Raw genomic sequence first — 24316 nt, forward strand, 5'->3', positions numbered from 1 at the left:
CTGCGGTGCTTCAGTTAAACCGAAGATTCAGGGTTTACGACTGCTACGCAGCCGAACGCAGGCTTCGCCAGCTGCTACATAAAGCGTCGTACACCGGGAGTTAGGTGTCTTGTCACCCGCATTCGGCCACACGGGCCTTATGTGGTAGGCTTTGCCGGTTTGCACGATGGGCGTTTATGACCCGGTGTTTCGGCACGGGCGTTCTGATCGTCCCATTTGTCCGCCTTCAGGAGTTCTCATGCGTCTGACCCAGATTTTCGCCGCCGCAGCCATTGCGTTGGTCAGCACCTTTGCCGTCGCCGATGACGCGGCCGACAAAGCCATTCGTAAAAGCCTGGAAAACCTCCAGCTCGAGGTGCCGGTAGAAACCATCACCGCCAGCCCGCTGCCAGGTCTGTACGAAGTCAAACTCAAGGGCAGTCGCGTGCTCTATGCCAGCGCCGATGGCCAGTACATCGTTCAGGGTTACATGTTCCAGCTCAAGGACGGCAAGCCGGTCAACCTGACTGAAAAGACCGAACGCCTGGGCGTTTCCAAACTGGTCAACGAAATTCCGGTGGCTGAAACCGTGGTCTACCCGGCGATCGGCGAAACCAAATCGCACATCACCGTGTTCACCGACACCACCTGCCCGTACTGCCACAAGCTGCACGCCGAAGTGCCTGAGCTGAACAAGCGCGGCATCGAAGTGCGTTATGTCGCGTTCCCGCGCCAGGGCCTTGGCTCGCCGGGTGACGAACAGCTGCAAGCGGTCTGGTGCTCGAAAGACAAGAAAGCGGCCATGGACAAGATGGTCGACGGCAAGGAAATCAAGGCCGCCAAGTGCGATAACCCGGTTTCCAAGCAGTTCGCCCTCGGTCAGTCGATCGGCGTGAACGGTACACCGGCCATCGTTTTGGCCGACGGCCAGGTCATTCCGGGCTACCAGCCTGCGCCACAAGTCGCCAAACTGGCGTTGGGCGCGAAGTAAATTCGCATCGTCACGGTCAGCCATTGACGATCATGGTTCGGCGGCAGCATTCGCCGGGCCATTAATAGAGAACCGCGAGTATGCGGTTGTTTTCACGGCCGGCCTTGAGTCGGCCGTTTTATGGGGAGTTCACAGTGAAACCGGTCAAAGTAGGCATCTGTGGGTTAGGGACCGTCGGTGGCGGTACCTTCAACGTACTTCAGCGTAACGCCGAGGAAATTGCTCGTCGTGCCGGGCGTGGAATCGAAGTGGCACAAATTGCCATGCGCACGCCAAAGCCTCAGTTCCAGACGACCGGTATTGCGATTACCAACGATGTGTTCGAAGTGGCCACGAACCCTGAGATCGACATCGTCATAGAGCTGGTGGGCGGCTACACCGTTGCCCGCGAGCTGGTACTCAAAGCGATCGAGAACGGAAAACATGTTGTGACCGCGAACAAGGCGTTGATCGCCGTTCACGGTAATGAAATTTTCGCCAAGGCCCGCGAGAAGGGCGTGATTGTGGCGTTCGAAGCCGCCGTGGCCGGTGGCATTCCAGTGATCAAGGCGATCCGTGAAGGCCTGTCGGCCAACCGCATCAATTGGGTCGCCGGCATCATCAACGGCACCGGCAACTTTATCCTCACCGAAATGCGTGAGAAGGGCCGCACCTTCGAAGACGTACTCGCCGAGGCGCAAGCCCTGGGTTACGCCGAAGCAGATCCGACCTTCGACGTTGAAGGCATCGACGCGGCCCACAAGCTGACGATCCTCGCGTCGATTGCGTTCGGCATTCCGCTGCAGTTCGACAAGGCCTACACCGAAGGCATCACCAAGCTGACCACCGCTGACGTGAACTACGCCGAAGCGCTGGGCTATCGCATCAAGCACCTGGGCGTGGCGCGCAGCACCGCGGCCGGCATCGAGCTGCGCGTGCACCCGACGCTGATTCCGGCCGATCGCCTGATCGCCAACGTCAACGGCGTGATGAACGCGGTGATGGTCAACGGTGATGCCGCCGGTTCGACCCTGTTCTACGGCGCTGGCGCTGGCATGGAGCCGACCGCTTCGTCGGTGATCGCCGACCTGGTGGACGTGGTTCGCGCCATGACGTCCGACCCGGAAAACCGCGTACCGCACCTGGCCTTCCAGCCGGATTCGCTGTCGGCGCACCCGATCCTGCCGATCGAGGCCTGCGAAAGCTCCTATTACCTGCGCATCCAGGCCAAGGACCATCCGGGCGTGTTGGCGCAGGTGGCGAGTATCCTGTCGGAGCGCGGCATCAACATCGAATCGATCATGCAGAAGGAAGTCGAAGAACACGACGGCCTGGTGCCGATGATCCTGCTGACTCACCGCGTGCTGGAACAGCACATGAACGACGCGATCGCCGCCCTGGAAGCTTTGGCGGGCGTGGTCGGTCCGGTCGTACGGATCCGCGTCGAGCACCTGAACTAAGCCGTTATCGTTCACCGGGCCCGCCTGCGGGCCCGGGTTTGCGAACACTGTCTATTGGAGCCAGTCATGCGTTATATCAGTACCCGCGGCCAGGCACCGGCCCTGAATTTCGAAGACGTCCTGCTGGCCGGTCTGGCCACGGACGGTGGTCTGTACGTCCCGGAAAACCTGCCACGTTTCACCCAGGAAGAAATCGCTTCCTGGGCCGGCCTGCCATATCACGAGCTGGCCTTCCGGGTGATGCGCCCGTTCGTCACCGGCAGCATTCCTGATGCCGATTTCAAAAAGATTCTTGAAGAAACGTATGGCGTGTTTTCCCACAACGCCGTGGCGCCACTGCGTCAGCTGAACGGCAACGAATGGGTGCTGGAGCTGTTCCACGGCCCGACCCTCGCGTTCAAAGACTTCGCTTTGCAGCTGCTGGGTCGTCTGCTCGACTACGTGCTGGAAAAACGTGGTGAGCGCGTAGTGATTGTCGGCGCCACCTCCGGCGACACCGGTTCGGCCGCCATCGAAGGCTGCAAGCACTGCGATAACGTCGATATCTTCATCCTGCACCCGCACAACCGCGTGTCCGAAGTGCAGCGTCGCCAGATGACCACCATTTTCGGCGAGAACATCCATAACATCGCCATCGAAGGCAACTTCGATGACTGCCAGGAAATGGTCAAGGCCAGCTTCGCCGACCAGAGCTTCCTCAAAGGCACGCGTCTGGTGGCCGTGAACTCGATCAACTGGGCGCGGATCATGGCCCAGATCGTTTACTACTTCCATGCAGCCCTGCAGTTGGGCGGCCCGGCACGTTCGGTGTCGTTCTCGGTGCCGACCGGCAACTTTGGCGACATTTTCGCCGGTTACCTGGCGCGCAACATGGGCCTGCCGATCAACCAGTTGATCGTCGCTACCAACCGCAACGACATCCTGCACCGCTTCATGAGCGGCAATCAGTACGTCAAGGACACCCTGCACGCCACGCTGTCGCCGTCGATGGACATCATGGTGTCGTCGAACTTCGAACGCCTGCTGTTCGACCTGCACGGTCGCAACGGCGCAGCGATCGCCGGGCTGATGGACACCTTCAAGCAAGGTGGCGGTTTCAGCGTCGAACAGGAACGCTGGACCGAAGCCCGCAAGCTGTTCGATTCGCTGGCCGTGGATGACGCACAAACTTGCGAAACCATTGCTGAAGTTTATGAGCAAACCGGCGAACTGCTGGATCCGCACACCGCCATCGGCGTGAAGGCGGCGCGCGAGTGCCGTCGCAGCCTGGATATCCCGATGGTGATCCTTGGTACGGCGCATCCGGTCAAATTCCCGGACGCAGTGGAAAAAGCAGGCGTAGGAAAAGCGCTCGAACTACCTGCACATCTTTCTGATTTGTTTGAGCGAGATGAGCGCTGCACCGTGCTGCCAAATGACCTGAAAGCCGTGCAGGCCTTTGTCAGCAAGCATGGCAACCGCGGCAAGCCTCTGTAACCAATTAAATCTGTCACATTTTGAAGCCCGTCTCCTGACGGGCTTTCTCATTTCTGCGTGCCACACTTGTCGGGTTTCGTAAATGAAGAGCCGCCTATGAAGGGCGGGCGAGACGATCACCAAGGAAGTGGCAATGCTGTTTTTCAGAGGGTTAAAACCAGCCGCGTGCTGGATGTTTTTTTTAGTCGGCACCCTGGGCTTTGCTCAATGGGGGAGCGCGTCGCAATTGGCGGCGATCGACTCCAAAGGATCGGTTGCTGGCCTAAAGATCGAGCTGGATGCTCAGGAGTTGAAATGGATTGCCGAGCATTCAAAAGTCATCGTCGCATCGGTGCAATATCCGCTGTACCTGTTCAAGGATGAGCGCGGCCACTGGGGCGGCTTGAACAATGATCTGCTCAACCGCATCAGCGCAATGACGGGATTGCAGTTTGTTCACGAAGAATCGTTTTCCACCGATCAGTTGCTCGGGCGACTGGAAAGTGGCGCCGCGGACATGAGCACGACGCTGGCGATGAATGACGAACGCAAGACGTTTCTGGATTTCAGTCATGCGTTCGGTGGCGCTGGCTGGGTGTTCGTCGGGCGGGCCGGGGCGTCAGAGGTGAAATCCCTGGAGCAGCTGTCGGGACGGGTTCTGGTGTTGCCAACCCGGCATGCGCTGGAGGCCACGATTCGCCGCGACCATCCGGACATCGAACTGCGCTCGGTTAAAACCTACGCGGAGGCCCGGGCGCTGGTCGAGAGCGGTGAGGCCTATGCCACCATCGAAAACGAAACCGGAGCACAACTCTATCCGTCCGGACAGCTCAAGGTCGGGTATACGGTGGAGGGCAAATGGGAGGCGGACCACTTGGCCTTACGCAAAGGTCAACCTCAGCTGTCGAGCATCCTCAACAAGGCGCTTGAGGCGCTTGATCCTGCCGAATTGCGCGCCATTCGCCTGAAATGGCTCAACGGGATTGCCCCCGTCAAGGTGCCCGGCGCCTGGCACCGACTCGCCGAGTGGGGCTGCTGGGGAATGTTTATCGTCAGTCTGTTCGGCCTGTTGTCCCTGCTCTGGAACCGACGGCTCACGGTATTGATCCAGCAACGCCTGGATGCCGAGAAAAGTCTGAGTGATCAGCTTGCCTTCCAGCATGCGTTGATGGACGCCATGCCCGATCCGATGTTTGTTCGTGATCTGGAAGGGCGTTTGATCATGTGCAACAAAAGTTATGAGGAGGGCTTGTCGACGCGTTTCGACCAGGTTCAGGGACGACAGCTGATTGAACTGGACGTCTTGCCCAAAGAGACTGCCGAACTGCTGCATGCAGAGTTCATGGCCCAGCTCGGTACGCGCAAGACGCGCTTCAGTGAGCGTCAATTGAGGTTCAAGAACGGCGTCAGGCATGTCTATCAGTGGACGGTGCCTTTTTACGGTGCCGACGGACAGTTGCGGGGCCTGCTGGGTGGATGGACCGATATTGGTAAGCGCAAGCAGCAGGCATGACGCGGCTGTTTTTTATCTGTCATCTTGGCCGTGCATGCTCTATTGACCCGCGGCGCAGGTTCACCAGCAGTCGGTATCCAGAACTTTCTTCTCGAGCCAGTGGTCATTTACTGTAGGTACGCCCCAGGCACTTTGTTTTCGGACTATTGAGTGGTGATCGAGATGGAAAGTATCAGTCTATTGCTCGGTGAAGCTCTGAGCCCGTATCAGGTAACGTTGACCCCGTCGGGGACCCATGGCGAATGCCTGGTGTCACTGAAAAATGCGACCGGCGCTATCGTGGTCGAGCGGGCGTTCAATCAGGCCCAGTTGACCAGCAAACGTCTGCTGACGGATGTGGTCGACGGATTGCATCGCGACGTGCTGATCGCCGAAGGCAGGCTGGAGCCCTGCGTCATCGCGGCGTTGCGTAATGCGGCTCAGGACAAAATCCTGGCCAACCGAAATTGAATTGTTTTTTGTGGGAACCTTCCTGCGCTTAGGTCAGTCAGACCTTGTAACAGCAGGATCAAGCATTGTGCTCCGGTGCTTGTAGCTTGCTGTTACTGGTCTTTATGTAGGCCACGTTTAACCCCGAGTCGTCTCCCCACTTCTCGGGGTTTCTTTTTGCCTGCGATTTGTCATTGCTCGGCCTGCTGCATGAAAAATGCCCGGCTGGCCTCCAGGTAGTCGCTGCGACTTTCGGGGTCCAGCCAGGCGGCGTATGCCTCGCTCAAATGATCGTGGGGCAGGGTGCGCAGCAGTTGGTTGATCTCGATGATCGCCTGCCGGCCCTGGGGGGTGTCGGTACAGCCGATGTAACCGGACAGGTATTTGCCCGTGCCGCTAATCGGGTAGAACTGCAATTCATCTTCCGCGATCCCTTGCTGCTGGGCCTGGTAGCGGATCTCCGAGCGGTACCCCAACAGCATCCGCAAGCGCCCCAAGCGTTGCATTTGCAACAGGCTGCCCAAAGCGTCGTTGCCGTAGTGGAGGGTCAGTGAGTTGGCTGGCGCTTGTTTGAGCAGCGCGTCGAGATACTCGCCGTAGTTGCGCTCGGCAATAATGCCCAGTTTCTCGCGGCCACTGGCCAGCAGGGCCGCCAGGTCCACTTCGCCGTCCTTGATAAAGGGCGCCAGCACCTCCCGATCAACGCGGCGCACGGCCAGGCCATTACTCATGGCCCGAAAGACCGGGATGGAAAACGCGATCCAGTCATCGCGCTCCTTGCTCCAATTCAGCGCCGCATCGCACGTGAGGGATGGCTCGTGGAGCATTTGCAAACCGCGAGCGCGATTGACTCGCATCAGAGTGTGTTCGTATTGCGGCATGCGGGCGATCAGCAGCTGCAGTAGTTGATCGATGACGCCCTGGCCCTTTTTCGATCCTTCGAAAATCATCAGCGGTGGAAGGTCGCGCAACAGCCAGACCAGGGTTTCCTTCGGTTGCGCCAACGTTGGCTGAGCCTGGCCGGCGAGCAACAGGAAAAACGCGAACGCGCACACTGCTCGTCCGCCGCGCGTCAGGCAGCGGTTGATGGGCCGCGCAAGCAGGCACCTCAGCTTAGATGGCCCCGTCTTCACGCAGCTTTGCGATCTGTTCCTTGTCGTAACCAAGATCGTTGAGTACCTGCGCATTGTGTTCGCCCAACTGCGGCCCGACCCATTCCGAAGTGCCGGGTGTCTCTGATAGTTTCGGCACGATTCCTGGCATCTTGAAATCTTTGCCGTCCGGCAACTTGGCCTTCAGGAACATTTCCCGGGCCAGGTACTGTGGATCACTGAACATATCTTCCGCACTGAAGATCCGGCTGGCCGGTACGTCGGCCTGATTCAACTGCTCGATGATGGTGTCCAGCGGCAGCGAGTTGACCCAGCGATCAATCACCCCATAAATTTCGTCGCGACGGCTATCGCGTCCGTCGTTGCTCGCCAACACAGGGTCATTGGCCAAGTCCTCGCGACCAATGATCAGCATGAAGCGTTTGAAGATCGCATCGCCATTGGCGCCGATCTGCACATGTTTGCCGTCGGCACTGGTGTGGATCGAGGAGGGCGTGATGCCCGGCATGATGTTGCCGGCGCGTTCGCGGATGAAGCCGAACACGTCGAACTCGGGGACCATGCTTTCCATCATGGCGAAGATCGCTTCATACAGCGCCACATCCACCACTTGGCCGAGGCCACCGTTGACCTCGCGATGACGCAGGGCCATCAATGCGCCGATCACGCCCCAGAGCGCGGCAATCGAGTCGCCGATGGAAATTCCGGTGCGCACCGGTGGCCGGTCTTCGAAACCCGTGATGTAGCGCAAGCCGCCCATGGATTCACCGACGGCGCCAAAGCCTGGCTGATCCTTCATCGGTCCGGTCTGACCGAAACCCGAGAGACGCACCATCACCAGTTTCGGGTTCAGTGCGTGCAAGACTTCCCAGCCCAGACCGAGTTTTTCCAACACGCCAGGGCGAAAGTTCTCGATCAGGATGTCCGCTTCGCTGAGCAGTTTTTTCAGGATCGCCAGGCCCTCGGGGTGTTTGAGGTTCAGGGTCAGGGATTTCTTGTTACGCGCCTGGACGAACCACCACAGCGAGGTGCCTTCATACAGTTTTCGCCATTTGCGCAACGGATCGCCGCCATCGGGGGACTCGATTTTGATCACTTCGGCCCCGAATTCGCCGCAAATGCGCGAGGCAAACGGCCCGGCGATCAGCGTCCCCAATTCAATGACTTTCAGACCTGAGAGCGGTTTTCCGGTGAGCGGCATGCTGGATCCTGTAGGACAAAGGTTGAGCGAATACAGGGTTTTAACATAGCCGAACGTCAGACGACCAAGGTTGATCGCCTTCAATTCGTGGATTGCCTACCGCATCGGTTAGACTTGCCGCCTTTCCCCGTATCAAGAAGCCCGTTCATGGCCCAGCCGTCCACGACCTACAAGTTTGAACTGAACCTTACCGACCTCGATCGCAGCGTGTACGAGAGCGTGAAGCAGACCATCGCCCGCCACCCTTCGGAAACCGAAGAGCGCATGACCGTGCGGCTGCTGGCCTACGCCTTCTGGTACAACGAGCAGTTGTCGTTTGGTCGCGGTCTGTCAGACGTGGACGAACCAGCCCTGTGGGAAAAGAGTTTGGACGACCGTGTCCTGCACTGGATCGAAGTCGGCCAGCCAGACGCCGATCGCCTGACCTGGTGCTCGCGTCGCACCGAGCGCACCAGCTTGCTGGCTTACGGCAGCCTGCGCGTCTGGGAGACCAAAGTGATCCCGGCGATCAAGAACCTGAAAAACGTGCACATCGCTGCTGTTCCGCAGGAAGTGCTGGAAACCCTGGCCAAGGACATGCCCCGCGTTATCAAGTGGGACGTGATGATCAGCGAAGGGACGATTTTCGTCACCGACGACCGTGGTCAGCATGAAGTCCAGCTGCAGTGGCTGAGCGGCGAACGCGGCTGATTATTCGCTGCTGGTCCGCGTTACCCGTTTTTATCCTACGTATTCAAGAGAAGCACCTGTCACCCCATGCGCATCGAACCTCGCCTGTTGCCCGACACCCTGCCATTCCTCGGTGATCTGCCGCCGCTGTTGACCCGTCTGTACGCGGCGCGGGGCGTGCTGTCCGAGGTTGAACTGGACAAGAGCCTGGCGCGGTTGATTCCGTACCAGCAACTCAAAGGTATCGATGCCGCGGTGGATTTGCTGGTGACGGCGCTGGAGCAGCGTCAGCGGATTCTGATCGTCGGTGACTTCGACGCTGATGGCGCGACGGCCAGTACGGTGGGCATGTTGGGCTTGCGCCTGCTGGGCGCGGCGCACGTCGACTATTTGGTGCCGAACCGATTCGAGTACGGCTACGGCCTGACGCCGGAAATCGTCGAAGTGGCGCTGACCCGTACACCACAGTTGCTGATCACTGTGGACAACGGTATCTCCAGCGTTGAAGGCGTGGCGGCGGCGAAAAAGGCCGGGCTCCAGGTGCTGGTCACCGACCACCACTTGCCCGGTGACGAGTTGCCATTGGCCGATGCCATCGTCAATCCCAACCAGCCAGGTTGCGAGTTTCCGAGCAAGGCGCTGGCCGGCGTCGGGGTGATTTTCTATGTGCTGATGGCCCTGCGTGCGCGTTTGCGCAGCCTCGGCTGGTACGAGAGCAAGCCGCAGCCGAACATCGGCGAGTTGCTGGACTTGGTGGCGCTGGGCAGCGTCGCCGACGTGGTACCGCTGGATGCCAACAACCGGATTCTGGTGCACCAAGGTCTGGAGCGGATTCGCGCCGGGCGTGCTCGGCCGGGGATCAAGGCGATCCTCGAAGTCGCCAAACGTGACCACACACGCATCACGTCTACCGACCTGGGTTTCATTGTTGGCCCGCGTCTGAACGCGGCGGGGCGTCTGGATGACATGAGCCTGGGCATCGAATGCCTGCTCACCGAAGATGCTGGGCTGGCGCGTGAAATGGCCGCTCAACTCGACGGCATGAACCAGGACCGCAAATCCATCGAGCAGGGCATGCAGCGTGAAGCGCTGGCTCAACTGAAGGATTTGCCGGTCGAGTCGATGCCGTTCGGCTTGTGCCTGTTCGATCCCGAGTGGCACCAGGGTGTCATCGGAATCCTCGCATCGCGTATGAAAGAACGCTATTTCCGTCCGACTATTGCCTTTGCCGATGCCGGCGATGGCTTGCTCAAGGGCTCGGGGCGTTCGGTTCAGGGGTTTCATATTCGCGACGCGTTGAGCGTGGTGGCGGCGCAGCATCCGAACCTGATCAGTAAATACGGCGGCCATGCGATGGCCGCCGGCCTGACGCTACCGGAAGCGAATTTTCCGTTGTTCGCCGAAGCCTTTGATGCGGAAGTGCGTAGGCAAATGCGCGAAGAGGACCTGACCGGGCGATTGCTGTCGGACGGCACGCTGGCGGTCGAGGAGTTCCACCTGGAACTGGCCCGCGCCCTGCGCCATGCCGGTCCTTGGGGGCAGCACTTCCCGGAGCCGCTGTTCCACGGTGTGTTCCAGCTGGTCGAGCAGCGGGTGGTCGGCGAGCGGCACCTCAAAGTGGTACTGAAGACTGAATGTGGCTCGGTGAAGCTGGATGGCATTGCCTTCGGAATCGACCGCGACATCTGGCCGAATCCGACCATCAAGTGGGTGGAATTGGCCTATAAACTCGACCTCAACGAGTTTCGTGGCAACGAGACGGTGCAGTTGATGATTGCCCACATCGAACCGCGTTGAAGCGATCTTCTGGCACCCAATCCATCTGAACCCTCCCTCATCCCGCGATGTCGACTAGTCTCTAAGCACTGCTTGATTATCCTTGTGACGTCTTGTCGAATTTTTTGCCCGCGGGGGCGGGTGCTGCACCTTTTTCCTGTCACTCGTCGACTTTTCAAACAGAACCCTGGAGCCTGCCCACTGATTCGAGAGGTGCCCCATGAGTCTGCTGCTTGAACCCTATACCCTTCGCCAATTGACCCTGCTCAACCGCATTGCGGTGTCGCCGATGTGCCAGTACTCCAGCGTTGATGGACTGGCCAATGACTGGCACCTGGTCCACCTCGGCAGCCGCGCTGTCGGCGGAGCCGGCCTGGTGTTTACCGAAGCCACGGCGGTCACGGCCGACGGGCGCATCACCGCCGAGGACCTCGGCCTGTGGAACGATGAACAGATCGAACCGTTGCAACGCATCACGCGCTTCATTGCGGCTCAAGGCGCTGTGGCCGGCATTCAGTTGGCTCACGCCGGGCGCAAGGCCAGCACCCATCGGCCGTGGATCGGCAAACATGGCAGCGTCAAACCCGAAGACGGTGGCTGGATCCCGGTGGGCCCCTCGTCGATTGCTTTCGACCCGCAGCACACACATCCCAAGCCGCTTGATGAAAGCGAGATCGCTGAGGTCATTCAGGCCTTTGTCGCTTCGGCCCAGCGAGCACTGACCGCCGGTTTCAAAGTGGTGGAAATACACGCCGCCCACGGTTATCTGTTGCATCAGTTTCTTTCGCCCCTGAGCAATCAGCGGCGCGATCAATATGGTGGTTCGTTCGAGAATCGCATCCGGCTGGTGCTGCAAGTCACTGAAGCGGTGCGTGCGGTGTGGCCTGAAGAGCTACCGCTGTTCGTGCGGGTGTCGGCCACCGATTGGGTGGAAGACGGCTGGAACCCCGATGAAACCGTCGAGCTGGCACGACGCCTCCACGCGTTGGGCGTGGACCTGATTGACGTCTCGTCGGGCGGTACGGCGGCCAACGCCGAGATTCCTACAGGTCCCGGGTATCAGACCCGCTTCGCTGAACGTGTGCGCAAAGAGTCAGGCATTGCCACCGGCACGGTAGGAATGATCACCGAGCCGGCGCAGGCCGAGCACATTCTGCGCACCTGCCAGGCCGACATCATCTTTCTCGCCCGTGAGCTGCTGCGTGATCCGTACTGGCCGCTGCATGCCGATGATGACCTGGGGGGACGCAAGGCCATCTGGCCGGCGCAGTATCAGCGGGCCACCCATCGTGAACAGCCGATTCATGAGTCGGATTTGCGTGACTGAGTGATGCTGTAAAACCAAAAAGCCCCGGTCGAGTTGACCGGGGCTTTTGTTTGTCTGATGGATATTCAGCGCTTGTGCTGCCGTCATCGCGAGCAAGCTCGCTCCCACAGGTGATCTGAGGTGCACACAAAACCTGTGTCTCATGGAGATCCAATGTGGGAGCGAGCTTGCTCGCGATGAGGCCCGCCCAGACGCTGTCTTACTGTCAGGTGTATTTGCGCTTATCCGGTGCAGGCGGGAAGTACTGGTACAACCAGGTTTCACTCAACGTCCGGTCATTGGTGCGAATGAACAACCGCAGCTCCACCGGCGCCACGCTGTCATTGGTCGGGTACCAGTCAAAGGTAATGCGGTAACCCTTGATGTCGTCCAGCACCAGCACGTTGAAATCCTTCACTTGCCCATTCGAGCACGTGACCACCGGCTCGATCCCCGCGCCTTCAGGCAAGCGGTCCAGACCGCCACCCGTGAAGTCCACGGCAAACCGTCGAGCCCAAACCTCTGGGTAGTGTTCGCCCGGCGCCCAGCCTTCGATGAAGCCGCCCATGCCCGAACGAGTAGCGTTGACCCGCGCCAACGGCGTGCCGACCGGTGGCAGTGCGCTCCAGTACAGCTTGTAGCCGTAGTTCAGTGAGTCGCCGGCCGCGACCGGTTTCTTCGGGGTCCAGAACGCGACGATGTTATCCAGGGTTTCGCCGGTTGTAGGAATTTCCAACAGATCGATAGAGCCTTCGCCCCACGCGGTCGTAGGTTCTACCCACAGGCTCGGACGCTTGCTGTACCAGTCGACGGTGTCTTGATAGCTGTCGAACTCGTGATCGGTCTGCACCAGGCCGAAACCTTTCGGATCGGTGTCGGCAAAGGCATTGAATTGCAGGGTGGCCGGGTTGTTCAGCGGGCGGCAGATCCACTCGCCGTTGCCACGCCACATGGCCAGGCGATCCGAGTCGTGGATTTGCGGGTGAATCGTGTCGCACATGCGCCGTTCATGGGTGCCGCAGCTGAACATGCTGGTCATCGGCGCGATGCCCAGTTGTTCGATGGCGGTGCGCGCATTGATGTGGGCATCGATGCCCATGACGACCTGGCTGGCCTGACAGTCGATGTCGAAACGGTAAGCGCCGGTGGCGCTCGGTGAATCCAGCAGGGCGTAGACCACGAAGCGGGTGCTGTCCTTGTCCGGGGTCTCGAACCAGAACTTGGTGAAGTCCGGGAATTCTTCACGCTTCTTGGCATAGGTATCGATCGCCAGGCCGCGTGCCGACAGACCGTACTGGCCCGAGGCATCGACCGCACGGAAATAGCTGGCGCCAAGGAAGGACAACATGTCGTGCCGGTCCAGCTCCGGGGCCTTGAACAGCTTGAACCCGGAAAACCCCAGGTCGCCCGTAAGCTGTTTAGTGTCGACCGTGGTTTTTTCATAGTTGAACAGGGACGGGCGGAAATGCACCTCCCGCGCCTGACGCGTCTTGGGGTCGACGCTGTACATGCGCACCGGTTGCTTGAAACCCATGCCCACGTGGAAGAACTGCACATCCAGCTGACCGTTGAGGTCATTCCACAGCGAATGGTTGCCGTCGTAGCGGATCGCGTTGAAATCTAGCGGCGTCATGTTCGCCAAGGTCGGCGGCAACACCTGCTTGGTGTCCTGATAGCGATTGCCGGCGAGCTGCTTGGCCTGAATCTTCAGCGCCTCGAAGTCGAATGCCTGAGCCTCGCCATCCGCCGCGCCGGTACCGGCCCAGGCCCGCGAAGCCAGCAGGCCGGTGGCTGATAATCCGGTATAGGCAGCGATGGCCATGGATGCTTTGAGCAAATTCCTGCGGTGCATAAGTTCAACCTGTCGTGAACAATCCCGCGCCGTTCCTGGCACGTGCTGGATCAAAAATAAAGGTTCGGACATGCCTTCGGCCAAACGCAACGGACATTAAACAGATAACAAATAGCTTAAACCGTTCGGTTGTGTAGAAAAAATGATGGGTAGCACTTTGGCTTCGTGGCAATGAAACAAGAAATGTCGGTTAAGTTTTCCGACAGTACTTTCTGATTTATAGGGCATTTCTGCTTTTTTTGACTAATTACTCTAAAAACCGCTTTTCAGCGCCCGGATAGTTTCTATTCTGTGGTCATGACCGGTTTCTGCCCTTCAGGCCGGCGACTGACAAAAAGGAGAGGGCGATGCGGTTTTTGAAGTTTTCTCGGGCTTATAGAAGGACATCGTCCATGACGAAAGTACAAGGCATCACCCAGTTGCTGGGAATCCTTCCTTGCTTGACCACTGTGCGCCGAAGGCGTCGGGTCAGTTCGGACGAGATGAAGTTGTTGGAGCGCTATCGGGAGCTGTCGGAAAGCGACCAGATTGCGATGCGGTATCTGGTGGATGCGATGAGGAGTGTTTCGCGGTTTTGACCGAGGATGGTTACCGTGAAAGCCATTTGGCTTTTACGGTGGCCAGGCAGGTCAGCTTGCCAGCATCGGCGTCGATGATGCCTTCTTGGATTGCTTGGCGGCGAGCCGCGATGTTTTTTAGCTCGATGGTTTGTTGCAGATACTTTTCTGAAAAGGCGCTATCACTTGGAATCACTTCAGTGACGCTTTGGCGGGTGATGCGCGGTTTGCTCATGGCTGCGGATTGCTCTTACGGGAGATTGAACAGGTGTATTCAAACCAAAGGGGCGGACTGTGAAGTCTGCCCCTTTTTCATTTTTTCACTCTACCTTCAACTGCAAGTGCCTACGATCGTGAACGGCCGCTGTGCCTGCATCAGATCAGGCATATCCCGCCACTTGATCCAGGCCTGATGCCGCCAGTGCAGCAGCGGCACCGAGATGCCTGCCCACTGCAATGAACTCAGGCTTGGAATGTTATCCACAGATGTTGCTTTCGACTCACGCAGCGTAGGTATGACTTCATTGCTCAGCCACTGGCGCAGGTTTCGGTTTTCCGGCACGAAATGGTGCACCAAAAGGGCATACATCCCTGATTCGCTGACCATCAGTGATTCAACCGTTTTGCCGTTCTTGAGCAACCAGACGTATCGACGCTGATCGGGATCGAGTTTCAGGGTGAGGCGTTGATCCATTGGGTGGCCCATCAAGCGACCGAGGTCCTGGACGCAGAACCAGGCTTGGTTGTCTTGCATGAAGGCGTGGAGGAAACGGTTGTGGCGGGTGAAGACGGTAGGGGTGAAATGCGGATGGATTTCAGACGGATTTGGTGTGTGCGTAAGCATTTTTTCGACTCCATGTTGAAAAAGGAGCCGCCACTAATCCTTCGACAGATTTGGGTGGCGGACCATGTGGCGTTCGAAGTCGGAACATTCTCGATCAACACGGAAGCCGAGAGGCCCGCGCCACACGGCCCACCATAAAGCGAAGCTGAAAGGCAAAAATGCCCCAGTTCATATGGGGACGCGGATGCGCCATGTTGATGATATTCCGGCTTCGACCCCGGGTTGCTGATGTTGCAGCAACGGGTTGAAGCCTATCTGCAAGGCGCTCGCGGTGCCAAGTCTACTCTGGCGCCGCGTGTTGTAGGAATCAGTGTCTTTTCTGGAAGGTTCGATCTGTAGGAATTGCCTGTTTTTGCATGAGGTGCAGTCAAGCAGCGTCACAGTCGTGGTTTTTCCTATAGTTTTTCCCGCATTCAGGAACGAACTGCAGGTTTGCTACATGTTGATCGAATTTTCAGTTTCCAATTATCGCTCCTTCCGTGACAAACAAACCCTGTCCATGGCTGCGACGCCGCGCTTGAGCAAAAAGCGCAACGTGTTCACACCCATCGTAAATGGGGAAAAACTGCCTGATTTATTGAAGGTGGCGGCGATTTACGGACCGAACGCATCCGGTAAATCTTCGCTTATCCGGGCAATGGGGATCATGGGGAGTTTGCTTGCTTCGATACCTACATCAAATGATGAACCGCTACCGGTCTCGCCATTTCGTTTTGACCCGCAACTTCAAAATGAACCCAGCTCTTTTGAGTACAACTTCATCCAACGGGGGGTCCGATATCGGTTTGTTCTGCGCATGACGGCGCAGCGGATTATCGAGGAACAATTGGTTTCCTATCCCAAAGGTAAGGAAACGCTGTTGTATTCGCGTCGTTTTGTTGATGAGGGGGAGCAATATGTTTTTGGCTCAAGCCTTGAGGGTGGTAAAGACGTGCACAACGCTTGGCAGCGTCTGACGAGCCCCAAGATGTTGTTTATTTCGCAGGCGGTTGCGAACAGTAGCGAAGAGTTGACTCAGTTGCGGGGGCCGTTTAGCTGGTTTCAAACCGGTCTACTCGTTATTGAGCAGAACAACATGATGGGGCTGTCAGCAGCGTCCATCAGATTTCTTCGGATGGCATCGGATTACACACATGATTTACGAGACTTTCTAAAGGAAGTGGATATCCCGGTGTCAGCGATCCGGCTCAACACTGAAGACGCAGAGTCTGTTCAACGCACCAAAAAACTCACACTGAAAGAGTTCTTCGCAGCAGCCCAAAAAGACAAAGTAACCCTGACGCATACGAGTCTTTTAGGCAGTGCGGAGTTTGATTTTTCCGAGGAGTCCGACGGTACGAAAAACCTGATTGGGTTCTGGCTGCCCTGGTTCATGATCAATCACGCCGATGGTAGCGGGATACTTTCTGTCGATGAGTTGGACAGCAGCCTTCATCCCTCAATAGTCGCGGACTTGATTGAGAAGCACCTGGACAGTGGGCTGGATACTCAACTGATCTTTACCACTCACGACACTCATCTAATGAACGCCAAAGCGCTTCGACGCGATCAGTTCTGGATCACCGAAAGAGACGCTAACGGTGCAACCTGCCTTTTTTCTGTTTACGACTTTGAAGGACGGGAAGGGGAGGATGTCGAGAAGCGTTACTTTGAAGGCCGTTATCGCGGGTTGCCACTGATAAGGCGGGGTGATCTTGGCGCGTTCGAAACGAGTGTTTGTACTAACACCATGAACCCTGCCCGCATCACTGCGGGCAGGGTAATTACCCTTATCGACTAACCTTCCAAGCATCCCCTGCAGGCGCAGTCCCATGGTCATACGGCCTGGCAAGCCACATATAAACCAGCCCCAACCCAATCACGATCGCAGTACTCAACACCATCGCATAGTTGATGTACCACGCCGCATCCGGCGTGCGCGGCCAGGCCATGTTGATGATCGCGCCGACGCCGTACACCAGCGCGCCGATGTTCACTGCCCAGCCCCAGGCGCCGAGGGTGAATTTGCCGCTTGGTTTCCAGCCTTTCATGCGCGCATACAAAGCGGCGAGCACGATCATCTGGAACGCCAGGTAGATGCCGATGGCCGCGAAGCTGACGATGGTTGCCACGGCATCCTGCAGGAAGAAGCCCAGCACAATGATCAGTGCCGGCAGGACGCCGGACACGAACAGTGCAGCAACCGGAACCTGAGTCGTAGGGGAAATCTTCTTCAGCAGTGAGCTGCCGATGACCATTTCATCCCGAGCGTAGGAATACAGCAGACGACTCGCCGCGGCTTGCAGACTGATGACGCAGGAGATGAAGGAAATCATCACTACGCCCATCACCACTTTCGAACCGACCGGGCCGAAGGCGTTGTTGAGGATGGTGGTGACCGGGTCCTTGTCGGTGCCGTTGATCACCGCTTGCATGTCTGGCACGGCGAGGATCAGCGCCAGGCAGGCGAACATCGCTGCGATGCCGCCGATGTAGATGGTCATGCGCATGGCCACCGGGATCTGCTTGCTCGGGTTCGGGGTTTCTTCGGCCACATCGCCGCAGGCCTCGAAGCCGTAGTACAGGAACATCCCCGCCAGCGAGGCGGTGAGGAACGCCGGGAGGTAGGAGCCATCAACGCTGATATCGAAGGTATTGAACAACACACTGATCGATTGATGACGTTCGAAGATCAGCAGGTAAACGCCGACGATCACCGCACCGACCAGTTCGCAGAGGAAGCCGAACATGGCGATCCGTGCCAGCACTTTGGTGCCGCTGAGGTTGACCAGGGTAGCGAACAAGGTCAGGAACAGTGCGATGACGATGTTGGTGTTGTTGCTCGGTTCAAAGCCCATCATGGCGGCCAGGTACGGACCGGCGCCCACCGCAACGGCGGCGATGGTGACGCACAGGGCGATGGAGTAGATCCAGCCGACCATCCACGCCCAGCGCTTGCCCACCAAGCGGCGAGCCCACGGGTACACGCCGCCGGAAATCGGGAACTGCGAGACCACTTCACCGAAGATCAGGCACACCAGCAACTGGCCGCAACCGACCAGCAAATAGGCCCAGAACATCGGTGGCCCACCGGCGGCGAGGCACAGGCCGAACAGGGTATAAACCCCTACGACCGGAGAGAGATAAGTGAAGCCCAGGGCGAAGTTTTCCCACAGGCTCATGCTGCGATTGAAGTTCGAGGTGTAGCCCAGTTTGCGTAGCTGCTCGGCGTCGCTGTCCGCGACGGGTACAGCGAGTTCGGGTGTTGTATCCATGGTGTTAGCTCCGGAAAATCGGCAGATTTCGGATGTCCGAAACCGTGACAGGGCCATGACGGCGCTGCCCGGATCGGTGGTTATTGTTTTGGCTTCTTTGGGGTGGAACCTGTGGTGCGTGTTGCCGAGATCATCCTTGAGATCGGGGTGACACCTTCGCGAGCAGGCTCGCTCCCACATTTGAAATGTATTCCCCTGTGGGAGTGACGGTGCGGCGATCCGACCTGCTCGCGAAGCTTTTTTAATGCTTGAACATCACATGCCGAACGACGGTGTAGTCCTCCAGCCCGTACATGGACATGTCCTTGCCATAACCGGACAGTTTCTGACCGCCGTGGGGCATTTCGCTGACCAGCATGAAGTGCGTATTCACCCAGGTGCAGCCGTACTGCAAGCGTGCGGACAAGCGATGCGCACGACCGACGTCCGAGGTCCAGACCGACGACGCCAGGCCGTAGTTCGAATCGTTGGCCCAACCCAGCACCTGTGCTTCATCGGCGAATTTGGTCACCGACACTACCGGCCCGAACACTTCACGACGGACGATTTCGTCGTCCTGTTGCGCGTCGGCCAACACCGTCGGTTCGAAGAAGAAGCCATTGCCTTCAACAGCCTTGCCGCCGGTGATCAATCGGATATGCGGCTGCGCCACAGCACGCTCGACAAACCCGGCCACACGGTCGCGATGTTGCGCGGTGATCAACGGGCCGAGCTCGGTCGACGGATCGTCCTGCAAACCGTACTTGATGCTGCTGACCGCTTCGCCGAGCTTCTCGACGAATTTGTCGTAGATGCCTTCCTGCGCGTAGATGCGGCAGGCGGCGGTGCAGTCCTGGCCGGCGTTGTAGAAACCGAAGGTGCGAATGCCTTCCACGGCTGCATCGATGTCGGCGTCGTCGAAGATGATCACCGGGGCCTTGCCGCCCAGTTCCATGTGCATGCGTTTGACGCTGTCGGCGGTGCTGGAAATGATGTTCGAACCGGTAGCAATCGAGCCGGTCAACGAGACCATGCGCACTTTCGGGTGTGTGACCAGCGGGCTACCGACCGTAGGCCCACGACCGAACACCAGGTTAAGCACACCGGCCGGGAAAATGTCCGACGCCAGTTCCGCCAGACGCAGCGCGGTCAGCGGGGTTTGTTCCGACGGCTTGAGCACTACGGTATTACCCGCCGCGAGGGCTGGAGCGATTTTCCAGGCGACCATCATCAGCGGGTAGTTCCACGGTGCGATGGAGGCGATCACGCCGACCGGGTCGCGGCGGATCATCGAGGTGTGGCCGTGCAGGTAATCACCGCCCGCCGAACCGCTCATGCAACGGCTGGCGCCGGCGAAAAAACGGAACACGTCGGCAATCGCCGGGATCTCGTCGTTCAGTGCAGCGCTGTAAGGTTTACCGCAGTTGTCCGACTCCAGTTTGGCCAGCTCTTCGCCGTGGGCTTCGATGACGTCGGCGAGCTTGAGCAGTAGCAGCGAACGCTCTTTCGGCGTGGTTTGCGACCAGCCTTCAAAGGCGCTGTCGGCGGCACGCACGGCGGCATCGACCTGGGCTTCGCTGGCTTCGTTGATTTCCACCAACACACGACCGAGGGCCGGGTTGAACACCGGTTGGGCGGGGCCTTCGCCGTCGATCAGTTGGCCATTGATCAAGAGTTTGGTTTGCATGGCTTTGTCCTCTTTGAAGTTGTTTAAACCCTGTGGGAGCGAGCTTGCTCGCGATGCTTTTGGCGTCTTCAAAGACGCCATCGCGAGCAAGCTCGCTCCCACAAAAAGCCGATTTCCACAGTGGTAAATGCGGTGTCAGTTATTTCCCGCCACTGCCCGCAACGCTTTCGCCGCCACGGGTCAGGTAATAGGCGCCGAGGATCGGCAGCATGGTCACCATCATCACCAGCATCGCGACGACGTTGGTTACCGGCACGTCCCGTGGGCGGCTGAGCTGGTTGAGCAGCCACAGCGGCAGGGTGCGTTCATGGCCGGCGGTGAAGGTCGTGACGATGATCTCGTCGAACGACAGCGCGAACGCCAGCATGCCGCCGGCCAGCAACGCCGAACCGAGGTTCGGCAGGACGATGTAGCGAAAGGTCTGCCAGCCGTCGGCGCCGAGGTCCATTGAAGCCTCGATCAAACTGTGCGAAGTGCGACGCAAGCGGGCGATGACGTTGTTGTAGACGATCACCACACAGAAGGTCGCGTGGCCGACGATGATGGTAAACATTCCCGGCTCGATCCCCAGCGTCTTGAAGGTCGCCAGCAACGCGATCCCGGTGATGATCCCCGGCAAGGCAATCGGCAGGATCAGCATCAGCGAGATGCCTTGCTTGCCGAAGAAATCCCGGCGGTACAACGCCGCCGATGCAAGGGTGCCGAGGACCAGTGCAATCAACGTTGCGACCGAGGCAATCTGCAGCGACAGCTTGATTGCTTCCAGCACGTCCGGCCGCGAGAACGCCACGCCGATCCACTTCAAGGTGAAGCCCTTGGGCGGAAAACTGAACGCTGCGTCTTCGGTGTTGAAGGCGTACAGGAAGATGATCAGGATCGGAAAGTGCAAAAACACCAACCCGCCCCAGGCGGCGATGCGCAGGCCGAGCGAGGCTTTCTCGCCGTGCGTTTCTGGTGTTTGTTTTTTCGCATCAGAGCGCATCGAAGGCCCCCAGTCGTTTCACGATAGTCAGGTAAATGGCGATCAACACAATCGGAACCAACGTGAAGGCCGCGGCCATCGGCATGTTGCCGATCGCGCCTTGCTGGGCGTACACCATGCTGCCGACGAAGTAGCCTGGCGGGCCAACCAGTTGCGGCACGATGAAGTCGCCCAGAGTCAGTGAAAAGGTGAAGATCGAACCGGCCGCGATGCCTGGAATCGACAGCGGCAAAGTCACTTGCATGAAGGTCTGGCGTGGCTTGGCACCGAGGTCGGCCGAAGCTTGCAGCAAGGACGGCGGCAGACGTTCCAGCGAGGCCTGGATCGGCAGGATCATGAACGGCAGCCAGATGTAGACGAACACCATGAAGCGCCCCAGGTGCGAGGTCGACAAGGTGCTGCCGCCGACGCCCGGAATGCCCAGAATGAACTGCAAAACCGGCTCAAGCCCCAGGTGTTGAACGAACCACTGCGCCACGCCGCCCTTGGCCAGCAGCAAGGTCCAGGCATACGCCTTGACGATGTAACTGGCCCACATCGGCATCATCACCGCGATGTAGAAAAACGCCTTGGTTTTGCCGGTGGTGTAGCGCGCCATGTAGTAGGCGATCGGGAACGCGACGATGGCGCTGGCGATCGACACGACGATGGCCATGCTCAAGGTGCGCAGGATGATGTCGAAGTTCGACGGCTGGAACAGGGCAGCGAAGTTCGCCAGGGTCAGGTCGGGCGTGACCGCCATGGTGAAGTCATCGAAGGTGTAGAAGCCTTGCCACAGCAGAACCAGCAGCGAACCGAGGTAGATCGCGCCAAACCACAGCAGCGGCGGCACCAGCAGCAGTGACAGGTAAAAGTTCGGCCGGCGATACAGCAGGTTGGAAAATCTGCGCAATGGCGAGCCGCCGGCCGGGGTTTGAGGGAGAGCCACGCTGTTCATCTCACACCCCACCGACAGCGTTGTCGTGCAGCGGGATCATCGCTTCTCGTGCCCAGCGTGCGCTGATGCGTTGTCCGGTCTGATGTTGCGCGCTGACGTCCAGCCACTGGACGTTGGCCTGGCTGATGTTCAGGGTCTGGCCGTTTTCCAGTTTCAGTTCATAGCGCGTGGCACTGCCCTGGTACTGAATGTCGTGGAGCAAACCACTGACTTCGATTTCATGGCTGGCCAGCGGCCCTTCGGCGAAACGCACGTGTTCCGGGCGAATCGAAAACGGCTGTGGATTGCCGCTCAATTGTTTCGCCAGATCGCCGCGAATCACGTTGGAAGTGCCGACGAATTCCGCGACAAAGGTTGTAGCCGGTTTCATGTAGAGGTTGCGCGGAGTGTCGACCTGTTCGATGCGCCCCTTGTTGAACACCGCCACGCGATCCGACATCGACAGCGCTTCGGTCTGGTCGTGGGTGACGAAGATGAAGGTGATGCCGAGCTGGCGTTGCAGCTTCTTCAGCTCACCCTGCATTTGCTCGCGCAGCTTCAAGTCGAGCGCGCCCAACGGTTCATCGAGCAGCAGCACGCGCGGACGATTGACCAGGGCGCGGGCCAGGGCCACACGCTGGCGTTGACCGCCGGAGAGTTGCACCGGTTTACGCTCGCCGTAACCGCCAAGGGCGACCATGTCGAGGGCTTCTTCGGCGCGTTTCTGGCGTTCGGACTTGCCGACGCCTTTGACCTTCAAACCGTAGGCGACGTTGTCGAGTACGTTCATGTGCGGGAACAGCGCGTAATCCTGGAACACGGTGTTCACGTCACGCTGATATGGCGGCAGGCCAGCGGCTTCTTCGCCATGAATACGGATAGAGCCCGCACTCGGTTGTTCGAAACCGGCGATCAGGCGCAGACAGGTGGTTTTGCCCGAGCCGGAAGGGCCCAGCATGGAAAAGAACTCGCCGTCCTGGATATCGATGGAAACCCGGTCAACGGCCTTCACTTCGCCGAACTGACGGGAAACGTTGGTGAACTGGACTGCAAGCGTCATGGTGCGGTGCTCCAAAAATCTAAATCTTAAAAAGCATCGCGAGCAGGTCGGATCGCCGCACCGTCGCTCCCACAGGGGAATGCGGTCGAATGTGGGAGCGAGCCTGCTCGCGAAGAGGGCTTAACGACCACCCATGATCGCGATGTAGTCCTGGGTCCAGCGGCTGTACGGCACAAACTTGCCGCCTTCAGCCTGCGGGGTTTTCCAGAAGGCCAGGTTGTCGAATTGGTCGTAACCGTTGGTTTTGCAACCTTCGGCGCCGAGCAACTCGCTCTCCTTGCACCCGGCCGGAACCGAAGGCAACGAACCGAACCATGCCGCCAGGTCACCCTGGACTTTCGGTTGCAGCGACCAGTCCATCCACTTGTAGGCGCAGTTCGGGTGCTTGGCTTCGGCGTGGAGCATGGTGGTGTCGGCCCAACCCGTTGCACCTTCTTTTGGAATGACCGAGGCAACCGGCTGCTTGTCCGCCACCAGGCCGTTGACCATGTAACCCCACGTGCTGGACGCCGCGACGCCTTCGTTTTTGACGTCACTCATCTGGACCGTTGCGTCATGCCAGTAGCGGTGGATCAAGGGCTGTTGCTTGCGAAGCAGCTCCAGCGCCGCTTTGTATTGGGCTTCGTTGAGCTGGTACGGGTCTTTGATGCCCAGTTCCGGCTGTTTCGATTTGAGATAAAGCGCCGCATCGGCGATGTAGATCGGGCCGTCGTAGGCCTGGACCCGACCCTTGTTGGACTTGCCGTCCGGCAGGGTTTGCTCTTCGAACACCACACTCCAGCTGTCCGGCGCTGTTTTGAAGATATTGGTGTTGTACATCAACACGTTCGGGCCCCATTGGTACGGGGTGCCGTAGGTTTGCTTATTGACGACGTACCACGGGCCATCCTTGAGGCGAGGGTCAATGTTCTTCCAGTTCGGGATCAACGCCGTGTTGATCGGCTGCACACGCTTGCCGGCGATCAACCGCAGGGAGGCATCGCCGGATGCAGTCACCAGGTCGTAACCACCCTTGGACATCAGGCTGACCATCTCATCGGAAGTGGCGGCTGTCTTGACGTTGACCTTGCAGCCGGTTTCCTTTTCGAAGCCGGTGACCCAGTCGTAGGCCTTGTCGCTTTCGCCACGTTCGATGTAGCCAGGCCAGGCCACAATATCCAGCTGACCTTCGCCGGCACCGACGGCTTTCAGCGGTTCGGCGGCCTGGATACTGGCACTGGCCAGCAGCGCGGTGGTGATAGCACTGAGCAGTGCGGTCTTGTGCACGAACATGGGGTTTCCCTCTTCTTTAATTATGGTCGGGGCAGTTTTGAAC

The 24316-nt window shown here is 58.7% G+C and carries 21 protein-coding genes; 10 read left to right on the forward strand and 11 right to left on the reverse strand.

The window, feature by feature from the left end:
- Positions 1–238: 238 nt before the first annotated feature.
- The 5 genes from dsbC to AC3IUE_RS05645 all read left to right on the forward strand — a co-directional run bounded on the left by dsbC (position 239) and on the right by AC3IUE_RS05645 (position 5827).
- Positions 239–970, forward strand: coding sequence for a bifunctional protein-disulfide isomerase/oxidoreductase DsbC (gene dsbC, locus AC3IUE_RS05625; protein WP_056743383.1), 732 nt, complete (start codon positions 239–241; stop codon positions 968–970).
- Between the two features lie 134 nt (positions 971–1104).
- Complete coding sequence (locus AC3IUE_RS05630) at positions 1105–2409, forward strand: homoserine dehydrogenase (protein WP_046053481.1); 1305 nt, start codon at positions 1105–1107, stop codon at positions 2407–2409.
- A 66-nt stretch (positions 2410–2475) separates the two neighbouring features.
- A complete protein-coding gene (gene thrC / locus AC3IUE_RS05635; protein ID WP_056743384.1) occupies positions 2476–3885 on the forward strand; it encodes a threonine synthase in 1410 nt (469 codons plus the stop codon).
- 133 nt (positions 3886–4018) lie between these two features.
- Positions 4019–5377 (forward strand): transporter substrate-binding domain-containing protein, encoded by a 1359-nt coding sequence (locus AC3IUE_RS05640; RefSeq protein ID WP_489266066.1) that lies wholly within the window; start codon positions 4019–4021, stop codon positions 5375–5377.
- A 162-nt stretch (positions 5378–5539) separates the two neighbouring features.
- Positions 5540–5827 (forward strand): DUF3509 domain-containing protein, encoded by a 288-nt coding sequence (locus tag AC3IUE_RS05645; protein WP_489266068.1) that lies wholly within the window; start codon positions 5540–5542, stop codon positions 5825–5827.
- Positions 5828–5997: 170 nt separating this feature from the next.
- Here AC3IUE_RS05645 and AC3IUE_RS05650 read toward each other — a convergent pair whose 3' ends face one another.
- Together AC3IUE_RS05650 and AC3IUE_RS05655 are read right to left on the reverse strand one after the other, a co-directional pair.
- Positions 5998–6861, reverse strand: coding sequence for a TIGR02285 family protein (locus AC3IUE_RS05650; protein WP_489266070.1), 864 nt, complete (start codon positions 6859–6861; stop codon positions 5998–6000).
- 58 nt (positions 6862–6919) lie between these two features.
- Positions 6920–8119 carry a CaiB/BaiF CoA transferase family protein gene (locus AC3IUE_RS05655; RefSeq protein WP_489266072.1) on the reverse strand — a complete coding sequence of 400 codons (1200 nt, stop codon included), beginning with the start codon at positions 8117–8119 and terminating at the stop codon, positions 6920–6922.
- Positions 8120–8266: 147 nt separating this feature from the next.
- On the opposite strand from AC3IUE_RS05655, the gene AC3IUE_RS05660 reads away from it, so the two are divergent.
- The 3 genes from AC3IUE_RS05660 to AC3IUE_RS05670 all read left to right on the forward strand — a co-directional run bounded on the left by AC3IUE_RS05660 (position 8267) and on the right by AC3IUE_RS05670 (position 11891).
- Positions 8267–8809 carry a YaeQ family protein gene (locus AC3IUE_RS05660; RefSeq protein ID WP_007897614.1) on the forward strand — a complete coding sequence of 181 codons (543 nt, stop codon included), beginning with the start codon at positions 8267–8269 and terminating at the stop codon, positions 8807–8809.
- A gap of 66 nt (positions 8810–8875) precedes the next feature.
- Positions 8876–10585 carry a single-stranded-DNA-specific exonuclease RecJ gene (gene recJ / locus AC3IUE_RS05665; RefSeq protein WP_489266074.1) on the forward strand — a complete coding sequence of 570 codons (1710 nt, stop codon included), beginning with the start codon at positions 8876–8878 and terminating at the stop codon, positions 10583–10585.
- Between the two features lie 199 nt (positions 10586–10784).
- Positions 10785–11891 carry an NADH:flavin oxidoreductase/NADH oxidase gene (locus AC3IUE_RS05670; protein WP_046048186.1) on the forward strand — a complete coding sequence of 369 codons (1107 nt, stop codon included), beginning with the start codon at positions 10785–10787 and terminating at the stop codon, positions 11889–11891.
- Between the two features lie 205 nt (positions 11892–12096).
- Here the strand turns inward: AC3IUE_RS05670 and AC3IUE_RS05675 are convergent, their stop codons facing one another.
- Positions 12097–13722, reverse strand: a complete 1626-nt coding sequence (locus AC3IUE_RS05675; protein WP_489266076.1) for a glucan biosynthesis protein D — start codon at positions 13720–13722, stop codon at positions 12097–12099.
- A 392-nt stretch (positions 13723–14114) separates the two neighbouring features.
- Here AC3IUE_RS05675 and AC3IUE_RS05680 point away from each other — a divergent pair, with 392 nt between their 5' ends.
- Positions 14115–14300 carry a hypothetical protein gene (locus AC3IUE_RS05680; RefSeq protein ID WP_008151642.1) on the forward strand — a complete coding sequence of 62 codons (186 nt, stop codon included), beginning with the start codon at positions 14115–14117 and terminating at the stop codon, positions 14298–14300.
- A gap of 10 nt (positions 14301–14310) precedes the next feature.
- Here the strand turns inward: AC3IUE_RS05680 and AC3IUE_RS05685 are convergent, their stop codons facing one another.
- Positions 14311–14514, reverse strand: coding sequence for a hypothetical protein (locus AC3IUE_RS05685; protein ID WP_461997127.1), 204 nt, complete (start codon positions 14512–14514; stop codon positions 14311–14313).
- 96 nt (positions 14515–14610) lie between these two features.
- Positions 14611–15123, reverse strand: coding sequence for a BRO-N domain-containing protein (locus AC3IUE_RS05690; protein ID WP_489266079.1), 513 nt, complete (start codon positions 15121–15123; stop codon positions 14611–14613).
- 439 nt (positions 15124–15562) lie between these two features.
- Between AC3IUE_RS05690 and AC3IUE_RS05695 the strand changes: the two genes are divergently transcribed.
- Entirely contained in the window at positions 15563–16903 is a 1341-nt protein-coding gene (locus AC3IUE_RS05695; RefSeq protein ID WP_489266081.1) for an AAA family ATPase, read from the forward strand.
- On the opposite strand, the gene AC3IUE_RS05700 is transcribed toward AC3IUE_RS05695, so the two are convergent.
- From AC3IUE_RS05700 to ydcS, 6 genes are all read right to left on the reverse strand, one after another.
- A complete protein-coding gene (locus AC3IUE_RS05700; protein WP_489266083.1) occupies positions 16893–18377 on the reverse strand; it encodes an APC family permease in 1485 nt (494 codons plus the stop codon). The genes AC3IUE_RS05695 and AC3IUE_RS05700 overlap by 11 nt on opposite strands.
- A gap of 241 nt (positions 18378–18618) precedes the next feature.
- The gene (locus AC3IUE_RS05705; RefSeq protein ID WP_489266085.1) at positions 18619–20043 is read right to left on the reverse strand and encodes a gamma-aminobutyraldehyde dehydrogenase; all 1425 of its coding nucleotides are present in this window, start codon (positions 20041–20043) and stop codon (positions 18619–18621) included.
- Positions 20044–20182: 139 nt separating this feature from the next.
- Positions 20183–21025: an ABC transporter permease gene (locus AC3IUE_RS05710; protein ID WP_056744954.1), complete on the reverse strand. Its 843-nt coding sequence runs from the start codon at positions 21023–21025 to the stop codon at positions 20183–20185.
- Positions 21015–21962: an ABC transporter permease gene (locus AC3IUE_RS05715; protein WP_489266088.1), complete on the reverse strand. Its 948-nt coding sequence runs from the start codon at positions 21960–21962 to the stop codon at positions 21015–21017. Before AC3IUE_RS05715 ends, AC3IUE_RS05710 begins: the two co-directional genes overlap by 11 nt.
- A gap of 1 nt (position 21963) precedes the next feature.
- Complete coding sequence (locus tag AC3IUE_RS05720; RefSeq protein ID WP_489266090.1) at positions 21964–23001, reverse strand: ABC transporter ATP-binding protein; 1038 nt, start codon at positions 22999–23001, stop codon at positions 21964–21966.
- Positions 23002–23121: 120 nt separating this feature from the next.
- Positions 23122–24273 carry a putative ABC transporter substrate-binding protein YdcS gene (ydcS, locus tag AC3IUE_RS05725; protein ID WP_461997134.1) on the reverse strand — a complete coding sequence of 384 codons (1152 nt, stop codon included), beginning with the start codon at positions 24271–24273 and terminating at the stop codon, positions 23122–23124.
- Between the last annotated feature and the right edge of the window lie 43 nt (positions 24274–24316).

It is taken from the genome of Pseudomonas sp. GL_093 (genome assembly GCF_057837605.1).